Here is a 23,270-nt window from a genome sequence, read left to right on the forward strand (position 1 = left end):
GCTTGCTCCCGCTCGGGTGCGCAGCAGCCGTCGTTTTTGGGACGGCTGCGCCGTCCAGCGGGAGCAAGCTCCCTCGCCACAGGTTTTGTACTTGCCTTTAGCTCAGTTGAACGCGGCTAACGCCTGTCCTATCTCACTGAACCCCGGCCGCGCCAGCACCTGCGGCTGGCAGCAGCGCTGCTGCAACGCCTCCAGCTGTAAACGCCTTTCATCACTCAACCCCGAGTCGATCCGCTCCAGCAATTCCCCCAGCAACACCCCGAATGCCCGCACTTCGATCCGTTGCAGCGCACGGCTTTCAAGGCTGTCGCACGTCGCATGGAAAGACGCCGCGCCAAAGTCCCCCAACAGGCAATTACCGTGCTCGTTGCACAAAATATTGTGGCCATAGAGATCGCCATGGGTGATGCCCTGGTGATGCAGATGCTCGGCCACCGAGGCGATTGCGCGGGCCATGCGCAGTGCTACGTGCGCACTGAAACGGGTGCCATCGGCATAGACGTCACGGGTACAGGACGCCAGGCTCGGCAGCCCGGCCAGGTTGCGATAACTCGGATCAATCAGTTGCATCACCAGCCCGGCCTGCTCTTCGGGATGCCCGACGATTCGGCCTTCGACCCGGATCAGATTGGGGTGAAGACCGGCGGTAATGCAGGCGTTCATTTCGTGCAGCGGTGAACCGTCGCTGGTCATTTCGCCTTTGTAGAGTTTGACCGCAACCTGGGTGGCCGGTTGACCCGGTTGTTCCCACGCTGCCCGATGAATCACTCCCGAAGCACCTTCGCCCAGCTGTTGCTCCAGGCGCAGCTCGGACCAGGCAATACTCGCCGTGGCATCGAGGGCTGCGGCATCGGCTTCGGTTTCCAGCGGGTTACCGGCATAGGCCAGCCAGGTCAGGCTTGGCAGGGTCAGCAGCCACTCGGGCAGCTCAGTCAGTTGGTTGGCGGCGATGCGGATCAGTTCGAGTCGATGGCATTGGCTCAGGCTTTCGGGCAGGCGCTGCAAGCGATTGCCGGCGAGCATGAGTTTTTGCAGGTGTGGGCGCTGACCCAACTCGGCGGGCAATTCACTGAGGCGGTTATCGGTCAGGATCAGCCAACGCAGCAATGGCGGCAGCGCAGCGGCGGGCACCGTCTCGATGGCATTGGCCTTGAAGCCGATCATCGTCAATGCGGTGCATTGGCCGAGGCACGCGGGCAGTTCGGTGAACAGGTTGTCCGAGCAAAACAGCACGCGCAAGCGGGTCAGGCGGTGCAGATCATCTGGCAGCCGGCTCAAGGCGTTGCCGCTGAGGTTGAGCACTTCCAGCGAGTCCGCCAGGTCGAAGATTTCTTGCGGAAATTCAGTCAGGCCGCAGGCCAGGTCCAGGCGGGTGATACCTGTCAGTTGACCGGCGCGCAGTTGGGCAAGGGTATCCATGGGCGGGTTCGCTATTGATCGAGGGGAGGGCGCGGGGGCTTGGAAATGGGCGACATGATAGCGGTAAAGGTGTGCAGCCGGTGCTGCAACACACAATTTACGGCGGCCCGACTTTCACCAACCGTGTGCAACAAACCTTCCGACGGATAATGGGCGCTCGCCCTCAGCAGAATGCCCCGTTGGGCTGCTTCGCAGTCCAACGGGGTGATGCGGCGTTCCGACAAGCTCTCTCGCTACAGGGGTGTGGTGTTCGGCAGATTCTGTTGGGTCAGTCACTACCGCTCGATACTGCGATTCCACCGTGCATTCCACGCCGGGCGCTGCTCATTGACCTGATCCCAGTCAACGGCAATCGCGGTGGTCAGATACTGTTTCATCGCCTCGACCTGACCCCGGGTTTTGTCGGTGGTCGGCGTATTCGGGTTGGACGGGATCTGGTCGCCATCCTCCAGCGCCGTGGCCTGGGCTTGCGGCGTCAGCAAAAACGCCGCGAGTTTCTGCGCCAGTTCCGGCTGCGTGTTGTTGGCGATGGCGCACTCGGCCACGTTGAGCACCACGGCGCCTTCCTTGGGCTGCGCGTATTCCACCGGCATGCCTTTGAGTTTCAGCGCAGTGACTTGGGTCGGGGTCAGCGGGAACAGCGCGGCTTCGTCGGTCTGGAGCATTTCGGAAATCTTCGCCGAGCTCGGAATGTATTCCAGCACGTTGCGGCCGACGGTGTTCGGCCAGGCCTTGAAGCCTGGCTCGACGTCGGTTTCGCTGCCGCCCTGAATCCGGTTGAACATCAGGAAGCCATGCAGGCCGAAGGTCGAGGAGGCCATCGACTGGAACACCAGCTTGTCCTTGAAGCGCGGGTCGGCCATGTCCATCCACGAGGTCGGCGCCGCCCAGCCTTTTTCCTTGAACAGACGCGTGTTGTACGCCAGCCCGGTCACGCCGAGGCTGACCGCCACCGCTTGATCCTTGATGCGACCCTTGGCCGGAATCTGCGCCAGCGGTGCGCTGTCTTCGAGTTTGTCGCACAAGCCCATGGCGATGGCGCGGTACATGATGCCGTCGTCGAGGAACATCACGTGCATCTGCGGGTTGCCTTTGCTGGCCTGGACCTTGGCCAGGATATCGGCGGAAGTCCCCGGTACGATCACCACTTTGACGTTGTTGGCTTTCTCGAACACCGGCAGCACCTTGTCGGCGTAGAGCCGCTCCATGGTCCCGCCGTTCATGCCGAGATAAAGCGTGGGTTCGGCCTGTGCCTGGGTGACCGTGAGCAGGGCAGTCAGACAGGAGAAACCGAGCAGTGCAGTGCGTTTGACGTTATTCATTGGCGCGACCTTCCTCTATCAAGCAACGGAGATGGAGTGAAACCGGGTGATGGAAAACGCATCCAGTGGCGTCTTGGAGGCGCCACTGCAGATGATCTCTGTGAGCGCCTGGCCCACCGCAGGACCGATCTGGAAACCCGCACCGGCAAAGCCGAAGGCGTGCAACAGACCGGGTTGAGTGCTGCTATGACCGATCACCGGTTGGCGATCAGGCAAGTAGCCTTCGGTACCGCTCCAGGTGCGAATCGCCTGGGCGCCTTGAAGAAACGGGTAGAGTTCGACGGCCTGGCGCAGGATCTCGATCACGGCGTGTTGGCCGGGGCGTGCGCGCGCGTCATCGAGGGCAAAACCCTGGCCGCCACCGAGCACGCAATTGCCACGTGCCACCTGACGCGCATAGATGCCGCCACCCTCGACGCCGGTGCTGGCATTCATCACCCATGGCAACGGCTCGGTGACCAGCATCGCCGGGTGGCCGGCGTGCATCGGCACCGCTTCGCCGAATTGTTCAGCCAGGCGTCCGGCCCAGGCCCCGGCGCAGTTCAGCAGCCAGGGCGCGTGCAATTCGAGGCCGGTTTGCGTGCGGACGCGAAAGCGCTGACCGTCGTGTTCTACCGCTGTGACGGCGCATTGTTCATGGACTTGCGCGCCGTGCCGACGGGCCGTTTGAGCAAAGGCGGGGGACACCAGGCGCGGGTTGGCGTGGCCGTCGTCCGGGCAAAACGATGCGCCGGCCGCGACGTCGCCGACCCACGGAAACCGCGCGCGCAATTGATGGCGGTCGAGCAGCTGCAAATCGAGGCCGAAGCCTTGGCTGCTGACGGCATAGTGCTGCAAGGCGTTCAGGTCGTTGAGGCTGCGGGCCAGTTTCAAGTGACCGCTGCGTTGATATTCGCCGTCGATGCCGATCAGTTGCGGCAACTGTCCCCAGAGCTCGTGGGCCCGTTGCGACAGCGGCAATTGCGACAGTGGGCGCCCCTGACGCCGAACACCGCCGTAGTTCACGCCGCTGGAATGCGAGCCGCAAAAGTCGCGCTCCAGCAGTGCAACACGCCGGCCGGCCTTGCTCAGGAACAGCGCGGCCGAGGCCCCGACAATGCCGCCGCCAATGATCACTGCATCGACTTCGATCATGCCTCGACCTCCAGGCCAAACGGCAGTGGTTTGATCGGCGCCTGCGCCCGCAAGCGACCGATGTCCGAGACCGGGCGCCGGCTTTCGCAGGCGATGATTTCCGCCGCTGCGGCGCCGCACATGCGCCCCTGACAACGGCCCATGCCAATGCGGCAATGCGCCTTGACCCGATTGATTTCCCAGTGACCTTCGCGCACCACCTGGCGGATGTCGCCGGCCAGCACTTCTTCGCAACGGCAGACGATCACCTCATCGGCGGTTTCGCTGGCCCAGTGCTCGGGGAAGGCGAAGGCGCGCTCCAGTCCGTTGCGGAATTCGCCGATGCGCTGCAGGGCGCGTTCAAGGTGGTCGGGATGTTTTGGCGGAATCAGGAAACCGATGTCTTCGAGCAACGCCAGCGCCGCTCGTTCGCCCGCCATTTCAGCGGCGTCGGCGCCCATGATGCCGGCGCCATCACCGGCCAGATAAACCTCGGCGACACTGCTGCGACCGGCGGGGTCACGTTGCGGTAGCCAGGCGCGGTTGAGTGGGTTCCAGGCGAATTCACAGCCGAGCAAATCGGCGAGTTGGGTTTCACTGCGCAGGCCGTGGGCGAAAGCAACGGCGTCGCAATCGAGCAGATGTTCGCCTTTGGCGTTGGACCAATCCACTGATTGCACGCGCTGTTCGCCATTGATGCGTTTGAGGGTTGCGCCCTGATGCACCGGGATGCCGTGGGCGGTCAGCCAGCTGCGGTAATAAATGCCTTTGGCGAGTGTGGCCGGTTGCGACAGCAGGCCGGGCAGGGCGCGGGCCTGAGCGCTGAAGGGTGAGCTGTCGAGCACCGCGAGCACTTTCGCACCGGCCTTGGCGTATTGATACGCCACCAGGTACAGCAACGGGCCGCTGCCAGCGAACACCACCCGCTCACCGATGGCGCAGCCCTGAAACTTGAGCGCGATCTGCGCTGCGCCAAGGCTGTAGACACCCGGCAGCGTCCAGCCTGACACCGGCAGAATCCGGTCGGTGGCCCCCGTGGCGACGATCACTCGGGAGAATTCCAGTCGTGAGGCTCGGCCCTCATGCACCGTGTCCAGCGCACCGTCTTCGGCGTTCCACACCAGCGTCTCGGGGCGGTAGTCGAGTTGCCCGCGTAGCGTGTCGATCGTTTGATGCAAGGCACTGGCCTTGCGCGCTTCAAAGCCGTACAGCTTGACCGCCGAGCGTTTGAAATTCTCCGGCTGACGTCGATAAATCTGCCCGCCACCGCGCGCCGCTTCGTCCAGCAGCACCGGACGAACACCATGCGCCACCAACGTCTGCGCCGCACGAATCCCGGCCGGGCCTGCACCAATGATGACCACAGCCTTCATACCCACCTCATCCATGAGCACTGCAAATCCCCTGTGGAAGCGAGCCTGCTCGCGATGGTGGCGGCACATTCAACAGATGTGTTGGCAGACAAACCGCTTTCGCGAGCAGACTCGCTCCCACAGGGGATTCCGGTTCTGCGGGTAGTCAATGTATTCATAGGGTGCGTCCCGGTTCGCGGCTTATTTGTTGGCCAGCTTCGAGCAGCGTCGAGCAGGCCCGCACGCGGCGGCCGTCGCCCAGGCGGACCCAGCAGTCCTGACAGGCGCCCATCAGGCAGAAACCGGCGCGGGGCTCGGCGCTGAAGTCGCTGCCGCGCAGGTGTTCGCTGCAAGTCAGCACTGCGGTCAGCAAGGTATCGCCGAGCAAGCCGCTGGCCGGTTCGCCGTCCAGGGTAAATTCCACAGCCGGGCGATCGCCTTCGGCCAGTCGTTTCAGCAGAGCCATGGCGCCCTCATTGTTTACCCACCAGAACCCGATCCAGGCCGTACACCCGATCGAGCAGAATCATGGTCAGCGCGGTCAGGCCGATCACCAATGCCGACACCGCCGCCATCATCGGGTCGATGGACTCGGTGGCGTAGACGTACATGCGCACCGGCAGGGTTTGCGTGGCCGGCGAGGTGACGAAGATCGACAGCGTGACCTCGTCAAAACTGTTGATGAACGCCAGCAGCCAGCCCCCGGCAACCCCCGGCAGAATCATCGGCAAGGTGATTTCCCGGAACAGCGTGAAGCGTCCGGCACCCAGCGACTGCGCGGCGTGTTCGGCGCTGCGGTCCAGGCCAATGGCCGACGCCAACACCAGGCGCAGCACATACGGCGTGATCACCAGCACATGGGCGAAGATCAGCCAGGCGAAACTGCCGTTGACGCCCATCAGCGCAAACAGACGCAACAACGCCACGCCCAATACCAGGTGCGGAATGATGATCGGTGACAGAAACAGGCCGTTGAGAAAGTCCCGTCCTGGGAACTCGAAACGCGTGATCGCCAGCGCCGCCGGCACCGCAATCAGCGTGGCAATACTGGCCGCGCAGAACGCCAGGATCAGGCTGTTGTAGAACGCATCGATAAAGTCGGCACGCTCGAACACCGCACGAAACCATCGCAACGAAAACTCGGTGGTCGGCAGGCTCAGGGTGTTTTCCGGGGTGAAGGCCACGAGGCACACCACCACCAGCGGCGCGAGCATGAATACCACCACCAGGGCATGGAACAGCAGGGCGAAAGGACCGTTCTTGGACATGACGAGTTATCCCAATGACTTCTTGTAGCGGCCTTCGATCATCCGGTTCCACGACAGCATGATCAGCAGGTTGAGCAACAGCAGCGCGACCGCGATGGCCGCGCCCATCGGCCAGTTGAGCTCCGACAGGTATTGGTCGTAGATCAACGTGGCGACCATCTTCAAGCGACGTCCGCCGAGCAGGCCGGGAATGGCGAACGAACTGGCGGCCAGACCAAACACAATCAAGGTGCCCGAGAGCACGCCGGGCATGATCTGCGGCAACACCACCTGGCGCATCACCGTGAAGTGGCTGGCGCCCAGTGACAGCGCGGCCTGTTCGGCGGCGGGGTCGAGTTTTTGCAGCGAGGTCCACACCGGAATGATCATGAACGGCAGCATCACGTGCACCAGCGCAATCACCACCGCGAACGGCGTGTACAGCAACTTCACCGGTGAGCCACCGAAGGCTTGCAGGGTCTGATTGACCAGCCCGTCGGCACCCAGCAGCAGGCTCCAGCCGAAGGCACGCACCACCACCGAAATCAGCAGCGGCGTGAGGATCAGAATCAGGAAAATCGAGCGCCAGGGTGCGCCCATGCGGCTGAGGATGTAGGCCTCGGGCACGCCGATCACCACGCAGAGCAGGGTGGTCAGGGCGCTAATCCACATCGTGCGCAGGAAGATCTCGTAGAAGTACGGATCGCCCAGCAAGCTGCTGTAGTGGTCGAGGGTGAAGGCGTCGCCGTTGATCCCCGAGCTGTAATCGAACACGTTGAACGACAGCACCAGGGTCAGCAGCAGCGGGATGATCAGCAGGCCGAGGTACAACGCCAGGGCCGGTGCCGACAGCCAATACCCCTGGCGTCCCTGGCGGATGGCAGCAAGCGTACTCATGCCGGCACCTCATCCACGCTCAGTACCCGCAGCAAGGTCGCGTCCCAATCGAGTCCGACTGCTGTGCCTTCGGTCAAGGGTGCCGAGCCGTCGTTGCGGCGCACCACGCTGAGTTCGCCCAAGTTCGTCGAGACGCCGTACAACCATTGGCTGCCAAGGAAGAAACGGCTGACGATCTGGCCTTGCAGCCGACCTTGGCCGTGCTCCCGCAGATCGATTTTTTCCGGGCGCAGACTCAGGGTCAGTTCACCGCCCCTTTGCACCTGGACCTCGCCCGCGCCATCACGCTCGCCGGGCAGCAAATTGGCTTTGCCGACGAACCCGGAAATGAACTCGGTGCGTGGGTGTTCATAAAGGGTGTAGGGCGCGTCGATCTGGGTGATGCGCCCGGCCTGCATCACCACCACGCGGTCGCTGATGGACAGTGCTTCGGACTGATCGTGGGTGACCATCAACGTGGTGATCCCGACTTCACGCTGGATGCGGCGGATCTCGAACTGCATCTCTTCGCGCAGGTTGGCGTCGAGGTTGGAGAGCGGCTCATCGAGCAGCAGCACGGGAGGCTCGATCACCAGCGCCCGGGCCAGCGCGACACGCTGACGCTGGCCACCGGAGAGTTCCCGTGGGTAACGCTCGGCGTGCTGATTCAGGCGCACCAGTTTCAACACCCGATCCACCCGTTGCTGCAACTCGGCGCCTGGCACTTTGCGCATCCGCAGGCCGAAGGCGACGTTGTCTTTGACAGTCATGTGCGGGAACAGTGCGTAACTCTGGAACACCACGCCCAAGCCGCGGCTGGCGGGTTTGGCGTGGGTGATGTCGCGACCGTCGAGCAGGATGCGTCCGCTGCTGACTTCGACGAAGCCGGCGATCATTTGCAGGGTGGTGGTTTTGCCGCAGCCGGAGGGGCCGAGCAGGGACACGAACTCGCCTTTCTCGACCGAGAGGTTGGTGGCGACGACGGCGTCGATCTCGCCGTAACGTTTGCCGAGTCCTTCAAGTTGCACAAAAGCCATGACTGCGCTCCACCTGAGATTGTTATGCGTCGCCCGAAGGCGCGCTTTTTTGTATGGGCAGATACGAAAAGATGTTGCGGGGTGCGTTGGCGCTCGACTTCAGTCGGCTGCCGCTGTTGTTCGAATCGCCCCTGTCTGGACGCAGAGTAGGACGAAGAATAGGATGGGCTCAATGGCCTATTTCACTGAAGCGATGACTATTTTCAGTTTCATTCGGTGAGTAAATTTTTTGTCGAGTAATTACATGCCTGATTCCACTGAGCGGAATGAAAACAAAAATGAAGTCGGTGTCGGGGCTGTGTCCAGACTGTTTGCCGTGTTGCGCAGTCTGGGTGACGCCGTCGAGGGCGGGGAGCGTGTGACCCAACTGGCCCAGCGTATCGGCCTGTCGCAACCGACCACGCACCGTTTGTTGCGCAGCCTGATGGACGAAGGCATGGTCGAACAGGACGCTCGCAGCAAACGCTATCGCCTGAGCCTGGATTTTTTTGCGTTGGCGGCGCGGGCTGGCAACACCGGGAATCTGCGCGAACTGGTGCGACCGTCGTTGCTGCGACTGTCGGCTTCGTTGGGGGATTCGTTGTTTTTACTGGCGCGCAGTGGGTTTGATGCAATCTGCCTGGACCGCAGTGAAGGGCCGTTTCCGATCCGCACCTTTACCGGTGATATCGGCGGGCGGGTGGCGCTGGGCGTCGGCCAGGGTAGTCTGGCGATTCTGGCGTTTCTGCCGGAAGAAGAGCGCGATACGGTGATCCATTACAACTTGCCGCGGCTCAAGGATTTTCACCTGTACGACGAGGTGTTCCTGCGTTCGGAAGTCGAGAACGTGCGCACGCTGGGTTACGCCGGGCGCAACACTGGCGTACTGCAAGGCATGGCCGGCGTGGCGGTGCCGATTCTCGATCGGGAAGGACGGGCCGTGGCGGCGTTGAGCGTGGCCACGGTGAGTGATCGCCTGGGGCCGGATCGTTTGCCGACGGTGGTGGAGATGCTCAAGCGCGAAGCGGCGCTGATCGGGCCGCGGATCAATCCGTTTGATCCGCTGCTGCGTAGGCCTTCGCAGGTGTTCGGGCAGGGCTGAGCGCATTCTCCAAATAACCGCCGCTCCCCCTTTAGGAGTGAGCCTGCAGGGGAATGCGGTGGTGGTCAGAATTGGGTGGTTTGCTTGAGCCTCTGCGCCGCTGGCGTATCGCTCGGGCTGACCATCGCATAGTTGTAGCCGGCGCCGGACCAATACTCGGCCTGCAACTCGCCATCGCTGCGACTGCCCCGAGGCAGCAGGTTGTTTTTCGGTCCTGGTGGTCGCACGTAGAAGCTGATCTTGTGACCGCCCTGGTCTTCGTAAACCACCATCGCTGCCGGCCCTTGCTCGGTGCTGAGCAAGCGACCACTGACCGGCTTGTACCCCGAATCCGTCAGGTCCGGCAGTCGGTTGGCGCGGGTGAAATAACGGTCGAGCCAGGCCTGCATGTCACCGTCGTCGCTGACCTTGAAGTCGGCCGGCAGAATGCCTTGCTGGGCGATCAAGCGGTAAGCCTGCAGGGCATCGGTCATCGGCGGTTGCGCGCTGACCAGTGTCATTTCCCGCGCCTGCCAGCCGCTCAGTCCACCGACGCTGACGGCGATCAAGAGCACCGCGGCGCTGGCCAGATGACGGCGCGACTGGCGTTTGATCCGCTGGCGAATCAGCGCCGGGTCGAGGTCCGGGTTGGCCGTATGGTGCAACGCGCCGCTCATGGCCGCGCGCAGGTGCTGGGCGTCCTGCTGCCAGGCGCGCACTTGCGCGGCGGTTTGAGGGTTGCTGGCCAGGTAAGTCTCGACCAGGCGTCGGTCGGCGTCATTGAGTTGATGATCGACGTAGGCGTGCAGGTCGCGTTCGCTCGGGGGCATGCTGATCATTTGAGTATCCGCAGAGAAGGGCTGGTGATTTCGCCGTCGCTGAGTTGGCGCAGGGCCTGACGGGCGCGGGACAGGCGGGACATCACGGTGCCGGTGGGGACGTCGAGAATCTCGGCGACCTCTTTATAACTCAAACCTTCCACCGACACCCAGAGCAGCAGCGCACGCTGTTCGGTGGTGAGTTGGTCGAAGGCTTGCAGAGTCGATTGGGCGAGCACGGTACGTTCTACCGACGGTTGCGCATCGTCACGGCCGGTAAAGAATTCGAGCATCCGCGCATAACGCCGGGAGCGCCGGTGGGCGTCGAGAAACTGCCGATAAAGGATCGAAAACAACCACGCGCGCAAGTCGCCCTCTGGGCGTTTGTCGCCCCAGCTCGACAGGGCGCGCTCCAGACTCGATTGCACCAGATCGTCGGCGCTGCTGGGATTGCGGGTCAGCGAGACGGCAAACCGTCGCAACCTGGGAATGATTTCTCTGAGTTGTTCGTCGATATCGTTCATGAAGTTCTGACTAGTCACTACGCTGTGGACTAGGAAGACGCCCGGCATTGGAGGTTATTCCACGTCCGGAAAAATAAATACCGGGCGATGGAATAAAGCGCTGTGGCGTACGTCTGCTTGGTTCTTCTCACTTGTGGCCGATGGCCCTGGAGTCATTCATGGTAGATCGTTCATCACCGCCCACCCGGCCACCGCTGAGTGCTGCAAGCCTGACGTTACGCCTGGGCGGCATTGCCGTGGTAGTCGCGGCGCTGGCCGGTGCTTTTGCCTACGTCAACGGCACGCTCGACCCACACCGCCTGACGCCGAAAAAGCTGATCAATGTGCTGGAAACCAACAACGGTGTGCACCCCGGATTTCGCCGTAACCACTCAAAAGGGGTGTGCGTGATCGGGCATTTCGAAAGCAGTGGCGAGGCGCGCAGCTATTCCAGCGCCCAGGTCTTCAACGAGGCGCAGACCCCAGTGGTCGGGCGTTTCGCGTTGCCCGCCGGCAATCCCTATGCACCTGACAGCAGCGTCCCGATCCGCAGCATGGCGTTGCGTTTCACTCAGGCCAACGGCCAGCAATGGCGCACCGGGATGAACAGCATGCCGGTGTTCCCGGTGGGTACGCCTGAAGCGTTCTATCAATTGCAGCAAGCGCAATCGCCGGATCCGGCCACCGGCAAGCCCAATCCTGCGGCGGTTCCGGCGTTCTTTGGAGCTCACCCGGAAGCCGCGCCATTCCTGGCCTGGATCAAGACGGCCAAGCCGTCGGCCAGCTATGCGACGGAGACGTACAACAGCGTCAACGCGTTTTACCTGGTGAATGCGGCCGGCCAGCGCCAAGCGGTGCGCTGGAGCATGACGCCGGTTGCCCAGGATGCTGCGGGTGCCACGGCGCCTGAAGGGGCTGACTTTCTTGAAAAAGACCTGGTTCAGCGTTTATCCGCCGGGCCGCTACGTTGGCAGTTGAACATCACCCTGGCTAACCCCGGTGATCCGGTCAACGACGCCAGCAAGGCCTGGCCTGACGGTCGCAAAGTGGTGAATGCCGGCACCTTGGTGCTGGAACGCACCCAGCCGCAACTCGATGGCGAATGCCGCGACATCAACTATGACCCGCTCGTATTGCCGGCCGGTATTGAAGGCTCCGACGACCCATTGCTCGCCGCTCGCTCGGCGGGGTACGCCAGTTCCTATCTGCGCCGCACCAGTGAAGTCAAACAGTTGCCTGCCGCCAACGCTAAACAGGAGGCTCATCAATGAGTGCTCAACCGAATCATTTCGCGCCGTTGGCGCGGCTGCTGCATTGGCTGATGGCGCTGATGGTCATTGCAATGCTGTTTATCGGCGCAGGCATGGTGGCCTCGGTGTCCGAGCGGCATGAGTGGCTGATCCATCTGCACAAACCGTTGGGGATTGCGATTCTGCTGCTGGTGATCGTACGCATGGTCGTTCGTTTTTCCACTCGGCAACCACCGTTGCCGGCGGATTTGCCCGGATGGCAGGCACTGGCGGCGAAGGCTTCGCATGTCTTGTTGTACGCACTGATGTTCATTTTGCCGCTGCTGGGCTGGGCGATGATTTCAGCGGCCGGGGATCCGGTGATGCTCAGCAATTCGTTCCAGTTGCCGTCGATCCTGCCCGCCAATGCGCAGATGTTTGCGTTTTTGCGCAAGGCTCACGGGTATCTGGCGTACTTGCTGTTTCTGACCGTGTTGCTGCATCTGGCGGCAGCGTTGTTTCACGGTTGGGTGCGGCGTGATGATGTGCTGGACAGCATGTTGCGCGGGAAGGATCGCGGCTGAAGGCATCATGGCTGCATGCCGGGCATGCAGCCATCGAGGGCGATCAGCGCAGGGTATCGATCATATCGGCGACGGTCGTCAGCACGTCCTTGCCCAACTGCTTGGAGCGCTTGCCCGACCAGCCGGTCAAGGCGTTCGGCGCATCGTTGTTGTCCTTGAAGGGCATCTCCAGGGTCAGCGACAGGCAGTCGAATTTCTGACCGACACTGTTACAGGCCAGCGTCATGTTGGCTTTGCCCGGTTCGTCGCGGGTATAGCCGTGCTTGGTCTGGAAGTCCTTGGTCAAGTGTTTCAGATGGCTGCGGAAATGCTCTTCGAGTTTTTCGATCCGCGGCGTGTAGCCCGGGTTGCCTTCGCAACCGGCGGTGAATACGTAGGGGATTTCTTCATCGCCATGAATGTCGAGGAACAAGTCGACGCCGTACTTTTCCATTTGCTGCTGAACGAACAGCACTTCCGGGCTGATGTCCTGGCTGGCGCTCTGCCAGGCGCGATTGAGGTCCTGGCCCATGGCGTTGGTGCGCAAGTGACCGTGAAAGGCGCCGTCCGGGTTCATGTTCGGCACCAGGTACAGGTCGGCGCTGGCCAGCAGTTTGTTCAGTACCGGGTCGTCGTGCTTTTCCAGGCGTTCGATCACGCCTTCCATAAACCATTCGGCCATGTGTTCGCCGGGGTGTTGCTGGGCAATCATCCAGACTTTGCGCTGACCTTCGGCGCCGCTGCCTTTACGCAGTAACTGGATGTCACGACCTTCCACGCTTTTGCCGGTGGCGAGCAGTTCGGTGCCAGCCTTGGTCAGCGCCTGTTCGATCAACCAGTCGTGACGGCCACGGCTGTAGGGTTCGAAGTAGGCAAACCAGGCGTGGGTGGCCGTCGCTTCGAGGCTGAAGCGCAGGCAATCGCCTTCGAAGATGGTCGGTACGCGGAACCAGTTGACGTGGTCGTAGGACGCCACCGCCTGATAACCGTCCCAAGCCTTGTTGTACGAGGATTTGCTGGCATTGTTCAGACGAAACCAGTGCTCCTGACCGACATGCAGACCACTGGCCTTGAAATGAAACCACTGGAAATGCTGGCTGCGGGTGTCCGGTTTGATGGCCAGCAGGGCTTGAAGTGGATTACTGATGTCCAGCACTTCAATGTTGCCGCTGTCGAAATTTGCGCTGATGTCGAATGAGGATTTAGCCACGGTCATAGTCGATTCCTGAATATGATTTTTATGGCTGCTACTTTACACGCTGGGAAGGGAAAAACCGGGGGAAATTGCGGGGTAAAAGGGGGGCGTCTTCCTTGACGCAGACGCAGCTTAGAGACTGTGTGATTGATTCTCAAGCGCTATTTTTCATTAGTTTTGGCCAATGATGCCGGGCTTCTCTTGCCAATGGATATTCTTTTGATATCATCCGCGCCAATCGAATTCGCAACACCTGAAGACTTCATTAGCCTGAAGCCAAAGCCAGAATAACTGGCAAAAAAAGACCCGGCAAAAAGCCGGGTCAAAAACCGTGATTAGCCTGATGAGGAGATAGTCCAGGAGACCGACCTAAGGTCTCTTGGTCCATCGACCGATCTCGCGACCAGCCGAATGCAATAATAATCATTCTCGTTTGCAAGTCAAATGATTTTATCTGCGCGATTGGAAAATTCTTTCCCGTCTTTCCTCAAAAGTGCGTCCGGCTCAAACGCGCTGACCCTGTAAAGAACGATCAATCATCGCCTTGGCCATATCGATCATATGCACCGTCGAAAAGGCCAGGTCCCGACTTGCGCCGTGCAAGTTGCTGGCCGACTCGTAGGCGGTCGCTGCGGCACAGCGCAACAGATCCGACGCATGCACCAGCGCTTCTTCACCGCTGACCGCAGGGTTCACATCAAAAAATCGCTCCTCGACCACCGCTTCTGACACAGTTGGTTTCAAGTAATAGTCCAAGGCTTTTTGCGCGGCGGCGTTGCCTTTGGGCGAGGTGAGGGTGGTGTCCATTTGCATATCCGACAGGTCATTGCGGGGTAACGTCATGGCGATGGCAAGCTCCGTGATAGATTCAGATCCGTGAACCAATCCTAGTACTAACTGTATTTGTGACGAGAATTTAAATACTACAATTTGTGTTTTGTTGCCCGGAGTCCGCCACGTATCGTGCCGCCCATGGATAAATGGATTGAGTTGGTCAAAGCCAAGATGAGTGAGTTGAAAGTCACTCAGGAAGTACTCGCCGATCGCCTCGGGATGTCCCAGGGCGGTGTGGGTCACTGGCTGAATAAGCGCCGTCAGCCGAGCATCGAAGACATGAATCGTGTCTTGCGGGCGCTCGGGATGGATTTTCTGGAAGTGGCGATGGTCATTCGCGAGCCTTTGGTCGTATCGGACGACGAGATGCCTCTGACGCAAAAGTACAACCCGTACTTCCGTTACCCGGTCAGTGACTGGCGCGAGCCTGCGCAGCTGCGTGACGGTGAGCTATCGGTCTACGGCAAGCCGCGTTTCGAACTGACCGATTACCACGCTCAGGGCGCGGCCTTCTGGCTCGAGGTGGTCGGCGACGCGATGACCGCGCCCAGCGGAATCAGCATTGCCGAAGGCATGATGATCCTGGTGGACCCGGCCATTGTGCCGGAACCCGGAAAGCTGGTGATCGCGCAATGGGCGGGCAGTGTTGAAGCGATCTTTCGCAAGCTGATCGAAGAGGGCGGGCAGCGTTACCTGGTCCCGCTCAATCCGACATATCCGAAAGCCCTTTTCACCGAAGAGTGTCGAATTCTCGGCGTGGTGGTTCAGGCAACAGCCAAATTCTAATCAGATCGGTCCTCGCAATGCGTAGGACCGATCTTCATTTCACGCTTCTTCCAGTTCGACCAATGCACTGCCTTCGCTGACCATCTCGCCTTCCTGGCAGTACAGCGCCTTGATCACCCCGGCATGGGGCGCGCGAATGCTGTGCTCCATCTTCATCGCTTCCAGCACCACCAGTTGCGCACCGGCCTCAACCGTTTGCCCAGCCTCGACCAGCACGCGCACGATGCTGCCGTTCATGGGCGCGGTGAGCCCACCCTGATGACTGTGACTGGCTTCGACGGCGCTGATCGGGTCGTAAGCCTCGATGCGGCGCAATTCCCCTTCCCACTGCAGATACACAACCTCGCCACGGCGAATGACCCGGTGCTGGCGGCGCACTCCGTTGTGCTCGGTCAGCAGCTGTTCGCCCTTGAGCTGTGCGGTGTGGGCATCAACGTTACCCAGCGTCAGCGCCCGGTCTTGTCCTTCACAACTGAGGTGGAGGGTGATTTCCCTCGGCAGTCCAGCACGAAAACCATTGCCCACAGCCCAAGGCGAGCTCAGGTCATCAGCGCGCGGAGAACCTGCCTGGCTCTGGGCAAACGCCTGAGCGGCGGCTTGCCAGAACGCATCACTGAGGTCCGCAGGCTCTGGCAACAATTGCTCCTGATAACGCGGAATAAACCCGGTATCAAGTTCTGCCGCAGCGAATGCCGGGTGAGCGATGATCCTGCGCAGGAAGTTGATGTTGGTCTTCAGCCCGCCGATCGCAAACTCATCGAGCATGCTCAACAATCGCAGCCGCGCCTGCTCACGGTCCTCGCCCCAGGCAATCAGCTTGCCGAGCATCGGGTCGTAGAACGGCGAGATCTCGTCGCCTTCTTCCACACCGCTGTCGACCCGACGTCCCGGACCTTCGGCCGATTCGCGATACAACGCCAGGCGCCCGGTGGCCGGCAGGAAATCATGGCTCGGGTCTTCGGCGTACAGCCGCACTTCAATTGCATGGCCGATCAACGGAACCTGCTCTTGAGTCATCGGCAACGCTTCACCGCGCGCCACACGAATCTGCCACGCCACCAGATCGAGGCCGGTGATCGCTTCGGTGACCGGGTGCTCGACCTGCAGACGCGTGTTCATCTCCATGAAGAAAAACTCGCCGCGCGAATCCAGCAAAAACTCCACGGTGCCGGCGCCGACATAGCCGATGGCCTGTGCCGAACGCACGGCAGCTTCGCCCATGGCGCGACGCAGTTCCGGACTCAAGCCGGGAGCGGGCGCTTCTTCGACGACTTTCTGATGGCGACGCTGAATCGAGCAGTCACGTTCATTGAGGTACAGGCAGTTACCGTGCTGATCGGCGAACACCTGGATTTCCACATGACGCGGCTTGAGCAGGTATTTCTCCACCAGCATCCGCGAATCGCCAAACGAGGATTTTGCTTCACGCTGCGCCGAGGCCAGGGCTTCGGCCAGCTGGCTGACGTCCTCAACCACTTTCATGCCTTTGCCGCCGCCACCCGCTGTCGCCTTGAGCAACACCGGATAACCGATGCGTTCGCAGGCATCGCGGAAGGTATCGAAGTCCTGGGCTTCGCCGTGGTAGCCGGGCACCAGGGGCACACCGGCGGTTTCCATCAAGGCTTTGGCGGCCGACTTGCTGCCCATCGCGTCAATGGCCGAGGCGGGCGGGCCGAGGAAGATCAGGCCAGCGTCTTCAATGGCGCGGGCGAACCCGGCGTTCTCGGACAAAAAGCCATAACCGGGGTGAATCGCCTGAGCGCCGCTGGCCTTGGCCGCAGCGATCAATTTATCGATTTGCAGATAGCTGTCAGCGGCTTTGCTGCCGCCGAGGTCGACGCGGATATCCGCTTCGCGGCTGTGCCGGGCGTCGCGGTCAGTGGCGCTGTGCACGGCCACGGTGGTCAGGCCCAACGCCTTGGCGGTGCGCATCACCCGGCAGGCGATTTCGCCACGGTTGGCCACCAGCAGAGAGGTAATCACAGGTGCGCTCATCAACGCGGCTCCTTGGGGGTGGTCGGTGCTTGCCAGCTCGGCGGACGTTTTTGCAGAAAAGCCCGAAGACCTTCCTGGCCTTCGGGGCTGACGCGGATGCGGGCGATGGCATTCTCGGTGTAACGGCGCAGCGCCGGGGTCAGCGCGCCGTTACCGACTTCACGCAGCAAGTCCTTGCTGACGCGCATGGCGGCCGGGCTGTTGAGCAGCAGGTTGTCGATCCACTTCTCCACGTTCTGCTCCAGCTCAGCGACCGGATAGCTCTCCGACAACAGGCCGATTTCCCGCGCCCGTTGCCCGCCGAAACGTTCAGCCGTCAGGGCATAACGGCGTGCTGCGCGCTCGCCGATGGCTTGCACCACGAACGGGCTGATCACCGCCGGCGCCAGGCCGATGCGCACTTCTGACAGACAGAACTGCGCGTCATCGGTGCCAATCGCCATGTCGCAGCAACTGATCAGGCCCAGCGCGCCGCCGTAGGCCGCGCCTTGCACCACGGCCAGGGTTGGGATTTTCAGCTTGGCGAGGTTGTACATCAATTCCGCCAGTTCCCGGGCGTCGTCGAGGTTGGTGTGGTAATCGAGCTCGGCCGATTGCTGCATCCAGGCCAGGTCGGCACCGGCGCTGAAATGCTTGCCGCGGCCGCGCACCAGCAGAAACCGCAGGCTGGCATCGGTTGATACTTTGTCCAGTGCGAGGATCAGTTCGCGGATCATCTCGGCGTTGAATGCGTTGTTCTTTTCTTCACGGCTGAGCCACAGGGTCGCGAAACCTCGTGGGTCGGTCAGCAGTTCGAGGGTGTTGAAGTCGCTCATGTTTGTCCGTCTCCACAACTCTATTCTGTGGGAGCGAGGCTTGCCCGCGAAGGTGGTTTGTCAGTCACATCGATGCTGGATGTGCCAATGCCTTCGCGGAAAAGCCTCGCCCCTACAGGGTCGGATCACATCCGGAACACGCCGAAGCGGCTCGGTTCGATTGGCGCGTTCAGCGACGCGGACAAGGCCAGGGCCAGCACATCGCGGGTCTGCGCCGGGTCGATGACGCCGTCGTCCCACAGCCGTGCACTGGAGTAATAAGGGTGGCCCTGTTCTTCGTATTGATCGAGGATCGGTTGCTTGATCTCGGCTTCCTGCTCGGCGCTGAAACCCTGGCCACTGCGCTCGGCCTGCTCGCGCTTGACCTGCACCAATACGCCAGCCGCTTGCTCGGCGCCCATCACGCCGATGCGCGCGTTCGGCCACATCCACAGGAAGCGCGGGTCGTAGGCGCGTCCGCACATGCCGTAGTTACCGGCGCCAAAACTGCCGCCGATGATCACGGTGAATTTCGGCACCTTGGCACACGCCACGGCGGTCACCAGTTTTGCGCCGTGCTTGGCGATGCCGCCGGCCTCGTATTTCTGGCCGACCATGAAGCCGGTGATGTTTTGCAGGAACAGTAAAGGAATGCCGCGCTGGCAAGCCAGTTCGATAAAGTGCGCGCCTTTCTGCGCGGCTTCGGCGAACAGGATGCCGTTGTTGGCGAGGATCGCGATAGGGTAACCGTGCAGATGCGCGAAGCCGCACACCAGCGTGGTCCCGAACAGCGCCTTGAATTCGTCGAACACTGAACCGTCGACCAGCCGCGAGATCACCTCGCGCACATCGAACGGTTGCTTGGCGTCGGCCGACACCACGCCGTACAGCTCATCGCTGGCGTAGAGCGGGGCGATGGGTGTGCGCTGCTGCAGTTCGCCGAGCTTGCGCCAGTTGAGGTTGGCGACGCTGCGCCGCGCAATGGCCAGCGCGTGTTCATCGCTCTCGGCGTAGTGGTCGGCGACACCGGAAATCTTGCAATGCACATCAGCCCCGCCGAGGTCTTCGGCGCTGACCACTTCGCCGGTCGCGGCTTTCACCAACGGCGGACCGGCGAGGAAAATGGTGGCCTGCTGGCGCACCATGATCGCTTCGTCAGCCATCGCTGGCACATAAGCACCACCCGCCGTGCAGGAGCCCATGACCACGGCAATTTGCGGGATGCCCATGGCGCTCATGTTGGCCTGGTTGAAGAAGATCCGTCCGAAGTGCTCGCGGTCTGGAAACACTTCATCCTGACGCGGCAGGTTGGCACCGCCCGAATCCACCAGATAGATGCACGGCAGGCGATTCTGCTGGGCGATGGTCTGGGCACGCAGGTGTTTTTTCACCGTCAGCGGGTAATACGAGCCACCTTTGACTGTGGCGTCGTTGGCGACGATCATGCACTCGACGCCTTCGACACGGCCGATCCCGGCAATCACGCCCGCCGCCGGAACGTCTTCGCCGTAGACCGCGTAGGCCGCCAGTTGGCTGATCTCTAAAAACGGTGAGCCCGGATCGAGCAGGCGATTGATCCGTTCACGCGGCAGCAATTTGCCCCGCGAGGTGTGACGTTCTTGCGCCTTCGGACCGCCACCTTGCTGCACTTGGGCGAGCAGGGTGTGCAGGGCGTCGACCTGTTTGAGCATCGCCGCGCTGTTGGCCGCGAACTCCGCCGAACGGGGGTTGAGCTGGGTATGCAGAATCATGGGGCTACTCCGTAGCAGCTTCGAGTTGCAAGCGACAAGCTACAAGTTGAAGCAAGAGCACGGTCCTCTTGCAGCTTGAAACTTGCCGCCTGCCGCTGACGAAATTTATTTCGTTTCGTTGAACAGTTCGCGACCGATCAGCATGCGACGGATCTCACTGGTGCCAGCGCCGATTTCGTACAGCTTGGCGTCACGCAGCAGACGACCGGCCGGGAATTCGTTGATGTAGCCGTTGCCGCCAAGAATCTGGATCGCGTCGAGGGCCATTTGCGTGGCGCGTTCGGCGCTGTAGAGGATCACGCCGGCGGCGTCCTTGCGGGTGGTTTCGCCACGCTCGCAGGCTTGGGCCACGGCATACAGATAAGCGCGGCTGGCATTGAGTTGGGTATACATGTCGGCGACTTTGCCCTGGATCAGCTGGAACTCACCGATGCTTTGGCCGAACTGCTTGCGGTCGTGGATGTAGGGAACGATCAGGTCCATGCAGGCCTGCATGATCCCGGTCGGGCCGCCGGACAGCACGACGCGTTCGTAGTCGAGGCCGCTCATCAGCACTTTCACGCCGCCGTTGAGCACGCCGAGGATGTTTTCTTCCGGTACTTCGACGTCATCGAAGAACAGCTCGCAGGTGTTGGAACCGCGCATGCCGAGCTTGTCGAATTTATTGCTGCGGCTGAAGCCTTTCGAATCACGTTCGACGATGAACGCGGTAATGCCGTGGGGGCCTTTTTCCAGGTCGGTCTTGGCGTAGATCACGTAGGTGTTGGCGTCGGGGCCGTTGGTGATCCAGGTCTTGCTGCCGTTGAGCACGTAGTGATCGCCACGTTTGTCGGCACGCAGCTTCATCGACACCACGTCGGAACCGGCATTCGGTTCGCTCATGGCCAGGGCGCCAATGTGTTCGCCGCTGATCAGCTTCGGCAGGTACTTGGTTTTCTGTTCGTGATTGCCGTTGCGGTTGATCTGGTTGACGCAGAGGTTGGAGTGCGCGCCGTAGGACAAGGCGACTGACGCCGAGCCGCGACTGATTTCTTCCATGGCGACCACGTGGGCCAGGTAGCCCAGGCCGGCACCGCCATATTCTTCCGCTACGGTAATGCCCAGCAGGCCCATGTCGCCGAATTTGCGCCACAGGTCAGCCGGGAACAGGTTGTCGATGTCGATCTGAGTGGCGCGCGGGGCGATCTCTTTGGCGACGAAGGACTGAACCTGATCGCGCAGCATGTCGATGGTTTCACCGAGGGCAAAGTTCAGGGATGGGTAGCTCATGGGTCACCTTTTGGCTTTTTTGTCGGTTGGTGAGGCCGTCAATTGGCTCTCACCTTTACGTTAACGTAAGCCTGTGACGAATGGCTGTCAATCACCCTTTACGTTAACGTCAACTTGAGCGACAGTAGGGCCAGTTCAAGATCGAACAGCGGCAAATCCTGTAGGAGCGAAGCTTGCTCGCGAAAGCGTCAGATCAGTCGACATCAGTGTTGAATGTACTGGCCTCTTCGCGAGCACGCTTCGCTCCTGCAGGTTGGGTCGCCCACCCGCAAATAAAGACAATAGGGGTCGTCATGGATCAACCCAGTGCAAGCCCGCAGCGCAGCTATACCCGTGGTTCCCAGGAAAAAGCCTTACTGGCGATGACCATCGGTCAAGCATTCGACAATACTGTCGCGCAATACCCGGCCGGGGAGGCGCTGGTCGTGCGCCATCAACAGTTGCGCTACACCTGGCAGCAATTGGCCGAGGCTGTCGACCTGCACGCCAGAGCTCTGTTGGCGCTGGGCTTGCAGACCGGTGACCGCCTCGGTATCTGGGCACCGAATTGCGCGCAGTGGTGCATCAGCCAATTTGCCAGCGCGAAAATCGGTGTGATCCTGGTCAACATCAACCCGGCCTACCGCAGCTCCGAACTTGAATACGTGTTGAAGCAATCCGGCTGCCAATGGCTGGTCTGCGCCGGTGCGTTCAAGACCTCCGACTACCACGGGATGCTGCAGGGCCTGGTGCCTGAGCTGGCGGAGCAATCCATCGGAAAGCTGCACAGCGAACGCCTGCCAGACTTGCGCGGCGTCATCAGTCTGGATGCACAACCCCCGTCGGGCTTCCTGCCGTGGTCGCAACTGGGCGATCTCGCCGCCAGCGTGTCCGCCGAACACTTGCGTGAGCGCCAGGACAGCCTGCATTTCGATCAGGCGGTGAACATCCAGTACACCTCCGGCACCACCGGTTTCCCGAAAGGCGCGACCCTCAGTCACTACAACATTCTCAACAACGGGTACATGGTCGGCGAAAGCCTCGGGCTGACGGCCCATGACCGCCTGGTGATCCCGGTGCCGTTGTATCACTGCTTCGGCATGGTCATGGGCAATCTCGGCTGCATCACCCACGGCAGCACCATGATCTACCCCAACGATGCGTTCGACCCGCTGCTGACCCTGACCACGGTGGCCGAAGAAAAAGCCACCGCACTCTACGGCGTGCCGACCATGTTCATCGCCATGCTCGATCACCCTCAACGCGCCGACTTCGATCTGTCGAGCCTGCGCACCGGGATCATGGCCGGGGCGACCTGTCCGATCGAGGTCATGCGCCGGGTCATCAATGAAATGCACATGAGCGAAGTGCAGATTGCCTACGGCATGACGGAAACCAGCCCCGTGTCGTTGCAGACCGGTCCATCGGACGAGTTGGAACTGCGCGTCACCACCGTCGGCCGGACTCAGCCGCAGCTGGAAAGCAAGATCATCGACGAGGCCGGCAACCTGGTGCCGCGTGGCACCATCGGCGAACTCTGCACCCGCGGTTACAGCGTGATGCTCGGTTACTGGAACAACCCGCAAGGCACCGCTGAAGCCATCGATCAGGCGGGCTGGATGCACACCGGCGACCTGGCGAGCATGAACGACGAGGGTTACGTGTGCATCGCCGGGCGCAACAAGGACATGATCATCCGCGGCGGTGAGAATGTTTACCCCCGTGAGCTGGAAGAGTTCTTTTTCACCCATCCGGCGGTGGCGGACGTGCAAGTGATCGGGATTCCGTGTTCGCGCTATGGCGAAGAGATTGTCGCCTGGATCAAATTCCACCCGGGCCACAGTGCGACAGAACAAGAGCTGCAAGCGTGGTGCAAGGAACGCATCGCGCACTTCAAGACGCCGCGTTACTTCAAGTTCGTGGAAGAGTTTCCGATGACCGTGACCGGCAAGATCCAGAAATTCCGGATGCGCGAGATCAGTATCGAGGAATTGCGCGAAAAGCAGGTCTGACAAATTCGCCCTTGTGGGAGCCAGCAGGCTGGCTCCCACAAGGGAGGTGGTGAAAACCTGGATTGCAGAAAGCACAAAGGGGAGCCGCGGCTCCCCTTTAATTTTCGTCGCCCGTG

Annotated in this window: 21 protein-coding genes; 5 read left to right on the forward strand and 16 right to left on the reverse strand. The window is 61.3% G+C overall.

What is annotated here, in order from left to right; genetic code table 11:
- Positions 1-102 precede the first annotated feature (102 nt).
- The 8 genes from QMX98_RS18400 to QMX98_RS18435 form a co-directional block, all read right to left on the reverse strand.
- Complete coding sequence (locus tag QMX98_RS18400) at positions 103-1,419, reverse strand: leucine-rich repeat-containing protein kinase family protein (RefSeq protein ID WP_282411190.1); 1,317 nt, start codon at positions 1,417-1,419, stop codon at positions 103-105.
- Positions 1,420-1,694: 275 nt separating this feature from the next.
- Positions 1,695-2,741, reverse strand: coding sequence for an ABC transporter substrate-binding protein (locus QMX98_RS18405; protein WP_077749751.1), 1,047 nt, complete (start codon positions 2,739-2,741; stop codon positions 1,695-1,697).
- 18 nt (positions 2,742-2,759) lie between these two features.
- The gene (locus QMX98_RS18410; RefSeq protein WP_010458750.1) at positions 2,760-3,875 is read right to left on the reverse strand and encodes an FAD-dependent oxidoreductase; all 1,116 of its coding nucleotides are present in this window, start codon (positions 3,873-3,875) and stop codon (positions 2,760-2,762) included.
- Positions 3,872-5,227 carry an FAD-dependent oxidoreductase gene (locus tag QMX98_RS18415; protein ID WP_221108951.1) on the reverse strand — a complete coding sequence of 452 codons (1,356 nt, stop codon included), beginning with the start codon at positions 5,225-5,227 and terminating at the stop codon, positions 3,872-3,874. The genes QMX98_RS18410 and QMX98_RS18415 overlap by 4 nt, the downstream gene beginning before the upstream one ends.
- A gap of 154 nt (positions 5,228-5,381) precedes the next feature.
- Complete coding sequence (locus tag QMX98_RS18420; RefSeq protein WP_010458754.1) at positions 5,382-5,672, reverse strand: (2Fe-2S)-binding protein; 291 nt, start codon at positions 5,670-5,672, stop codon at positions 5,382-5,384.
- 7 nt (positions 5,673-5,679) lie between these two features.
- Complete coding sequence (locus QMX98_RS18425) at positions 5,680-6,474, reverse strand: ABC transporter permease (RefSeq protein ID WP_282411191.1); 795 nt, start codon at positions 6,472-6,474, stop codon at positions 5,680-5,682.
- A 6-nt stretch (positions 6,475-6,480) separates the two neighbouring features.
- A complete protein-coding gene (locus QMX98_RS18430) occupies positions 6,481-7,350 on the reverse strand; it encodes an ABC transporter permease (protein WP_282411192.1) in 870 nt (289 codons plus the stop codon).
- Positions 7,347-8,366 (reverse strand): ABC transporter ATP-binding protein, encoded by a 1,020-nt coding sequence (locus QMX98_RS18435; RefSeq protein ID WP_282411193.1) that lies wholly within the window; start codon positions 8,364-8,366, stop codon positions 7,347-7,349. The genes QMX98_RS18430 and QMX98_RS18435 overlap by 4 nt, the downstream gene beginning before the upstream one ends.
- 244 nt (positions 8,367-8,610) lie before the next feature.
- Between QMX98_RS18435 and QMX98_RS18440 the strand changes: the two genes are divergently transcribed.
- Positions 8,611-9,447 (forward strand): IclR family transcriptional regulator, encoded by an 837-nt coding sequence (locus QMX98_RS18440; protein WP_154911547.1) that lies wholly within the window; start codon positions 8,611-8,613, stop codon positions 9,445-9,447.
- A 65-nt stretch (positions 9,448-9,512) separates the two neighbouring features.
- Here QMX98_RS18440 and QMX98_RS18445 read toward each other — a convergent pair whose 3' ends face one another.
- Together QMX98_RS18445 and QMX98_RS18450 are read right to left on the reverse strand one after the other, a co-directional pair.
- The gene (locus tag QMX98_RS18445; protein WP_010458764.1) at positions 9,513-10,265 is read right to left on the reverse strand and encodes an anti-sigma factor; all 753 of its coding nucleotides are present in this window, start codon (positions 10,263-10,265) and stop codon (positions 9,513-9,515) included.
- On the reverse strand, positions 10,262-10,768 hold the full coding sequence (locus QMX98_RS18450) for a sigma-70 family RNA polymerase sigma factor (protein ID WP_010458766.1): 507 nt from the start codon (positions 10,766-10,768) through the stop codon (positions 10,262-10,264). Before QMX98_RS18450 ends, QMX98_RS18445 begins: the two co-directional genes overlap by 4 nt.
- A gap of 158 nt (positions 10,769-10,926) precedes the next feature.
- On the opposite strand from QMX98_RS18450, the gene QMX98_RS18455 reads away from it, so the two are divergent.
- Entirely contained in the window at positions 10,927-12,018 is a 1,092-nt protein-coding gene (locus QMX98_RS18455) for a catalase family peroxidase (RefSeq protein ID WP_077749755.1), read from the forward strand.
- A complete protein-coding gene (locus tag QMX98_RS18460) occupies positions 12,015-12,560 on the forward strand; it encodes a cytochrome b (protein WP_282411194.1) in 546 nt (181 codons plus the stop codon). Before QMX98_RS18455 ends, QMX98_RS18460 begins: the two co-directional genes overlap by 4 nt.
- Positions 12,561-12,603: 43 nt before the next feature.
- On the opposite strand, the gene QMX98_RS18465 is transcribed toward QMX98_RS18460, so the two are convergent.
- The gene (locus QMX98_RS18465; RefSeq protein ID WP_010458771.1) at positions 12,604-13,755 is read right to left on the reverse strand and encodes a M14-type cytosolic carboxypeptidase; all 1,152 of its coding nucleotides are present in this window, start codon (positions 13,753-13,755) and stop codon (positions 12,604-12,606) included.
- A 483-nt stretch (positions 13,756-14,238) separates the two neighbouring features.
- The gene (locus QMX98_RS18470) at positions 14,239-14,577 is read right to left on the reverse strand and encodes a DUF3077 domain-containing protein (RefSeq protein WP_010458773.1); all 339 of its coding nucleotides are present in this window, start codon (positions 14,575-14,577) and stop codon (positions 14,239-14,241) included.
- Positions 14,578-14,706: 129 nt separating this feature from the next.
- Between QMX98_RS18470 and QMX98_RS18475 the strand changes: the two genes are divergently transcribed.
- Entirely contained in the window at positions 14,707-15,354 is a 648-nt protein-coding gene (locus tag QMX98_RS18475) for a S24 family peptidase (protein WP_010458775.1), read from the forward strand.
- 39 nt (positions 15,355-15,393) lie between these two features.
- On the opposite strand, the gene QMX98_RS18480 is transcribed toward QMX98_RS18475, so the two are convergent.
- The 4 genes from QMX98_RS18480 to QMX98_RS18495 all read right to left on the reverse strand — a co-directional run bounded on the left by QMX98_RS18480 (position 15,394) and on the right by QMX98_RS18495 (position 21,163).
- Complete coding sequence (locus QMX98_RS18480) at positions 15,394-17,349, reverse strand: acetyl/propionyl/methylcrotonyl-CoA carboxylase subunit alpha (protein ID WP_282411195.1); 1,956 nt, start codon at positions 17,347-17,349, stop codon at positions 15,394-15,396.
- Positions 17,349-18,164: a gamma-carboxygeranoyl-CoA hydratase gene (locus QMX98_RS18485; protein ID WP_010458779.1), complete on the reverse strand. Its 816-nt coding sequence runs from the start codon at positions 18,162-18,164 to the stop codon at positions 17,349-17,351. The genes QMX98_RS18480 and QMX98_RS18485 overlap by 1 nt, the downstream gene beginning before the upstream one ends.
- Before the next feature lie 125 nt (positions 18,165-18,289).
- Positions 18,290-19,894, reverse strand: a complete 1,605-nt coding sequence (locus QMX98_RS18490; protein WP_010458780.1) for a carboxyl transferase domain-containing protein — start codon at positions 19,892-19,894, stop codon at positions 18,290-18,292.
- Positions 19,895-19,999: 105 nt separating this feature from the next.
- Positions 20,000-21,163, reverse strand: coding sequence for an isovaleryl-CoA dehydrogenase (locus QMX98_RS18495; RefSeq protein WP_282411196.1), 1,164 nt, complete (start codon positions 21,161-21,163; stop codon positions 20,000-20,002).
- A gap of 293 nt (positions 21,164-21,456) precedes the next feature.
- On the opposite strand from QMX98_RS18495, the gene QMX98_RS18500 reads away from it, so the two are divergent.
- The gene (locus tag QMX98_RS18500) at positions 21,457-23,154 is read left to right on the forward strand and encodes an AMP-binding protein (RefSeq protein ID WP_010458784.1); all 1,698 of its coding nucleotides are present in this window, start codon (positions 21,457-21,459) and stop codon (positions 23,152-23,154) included.
- Positions 23,155-23,270 lie beyond the last annotated feature (116 nt).

The sequence above is a fragment of the Pseudomonas sp. PS02303 genome, assembly GCF_029959925.1.
GTDB lineage: Bacteria > Pseudomonadota > Gammaproteobacteria > Pseudomonadales > Pseudomonadaceae > Aquipseudomonas > Aquipseudomonas mandelii.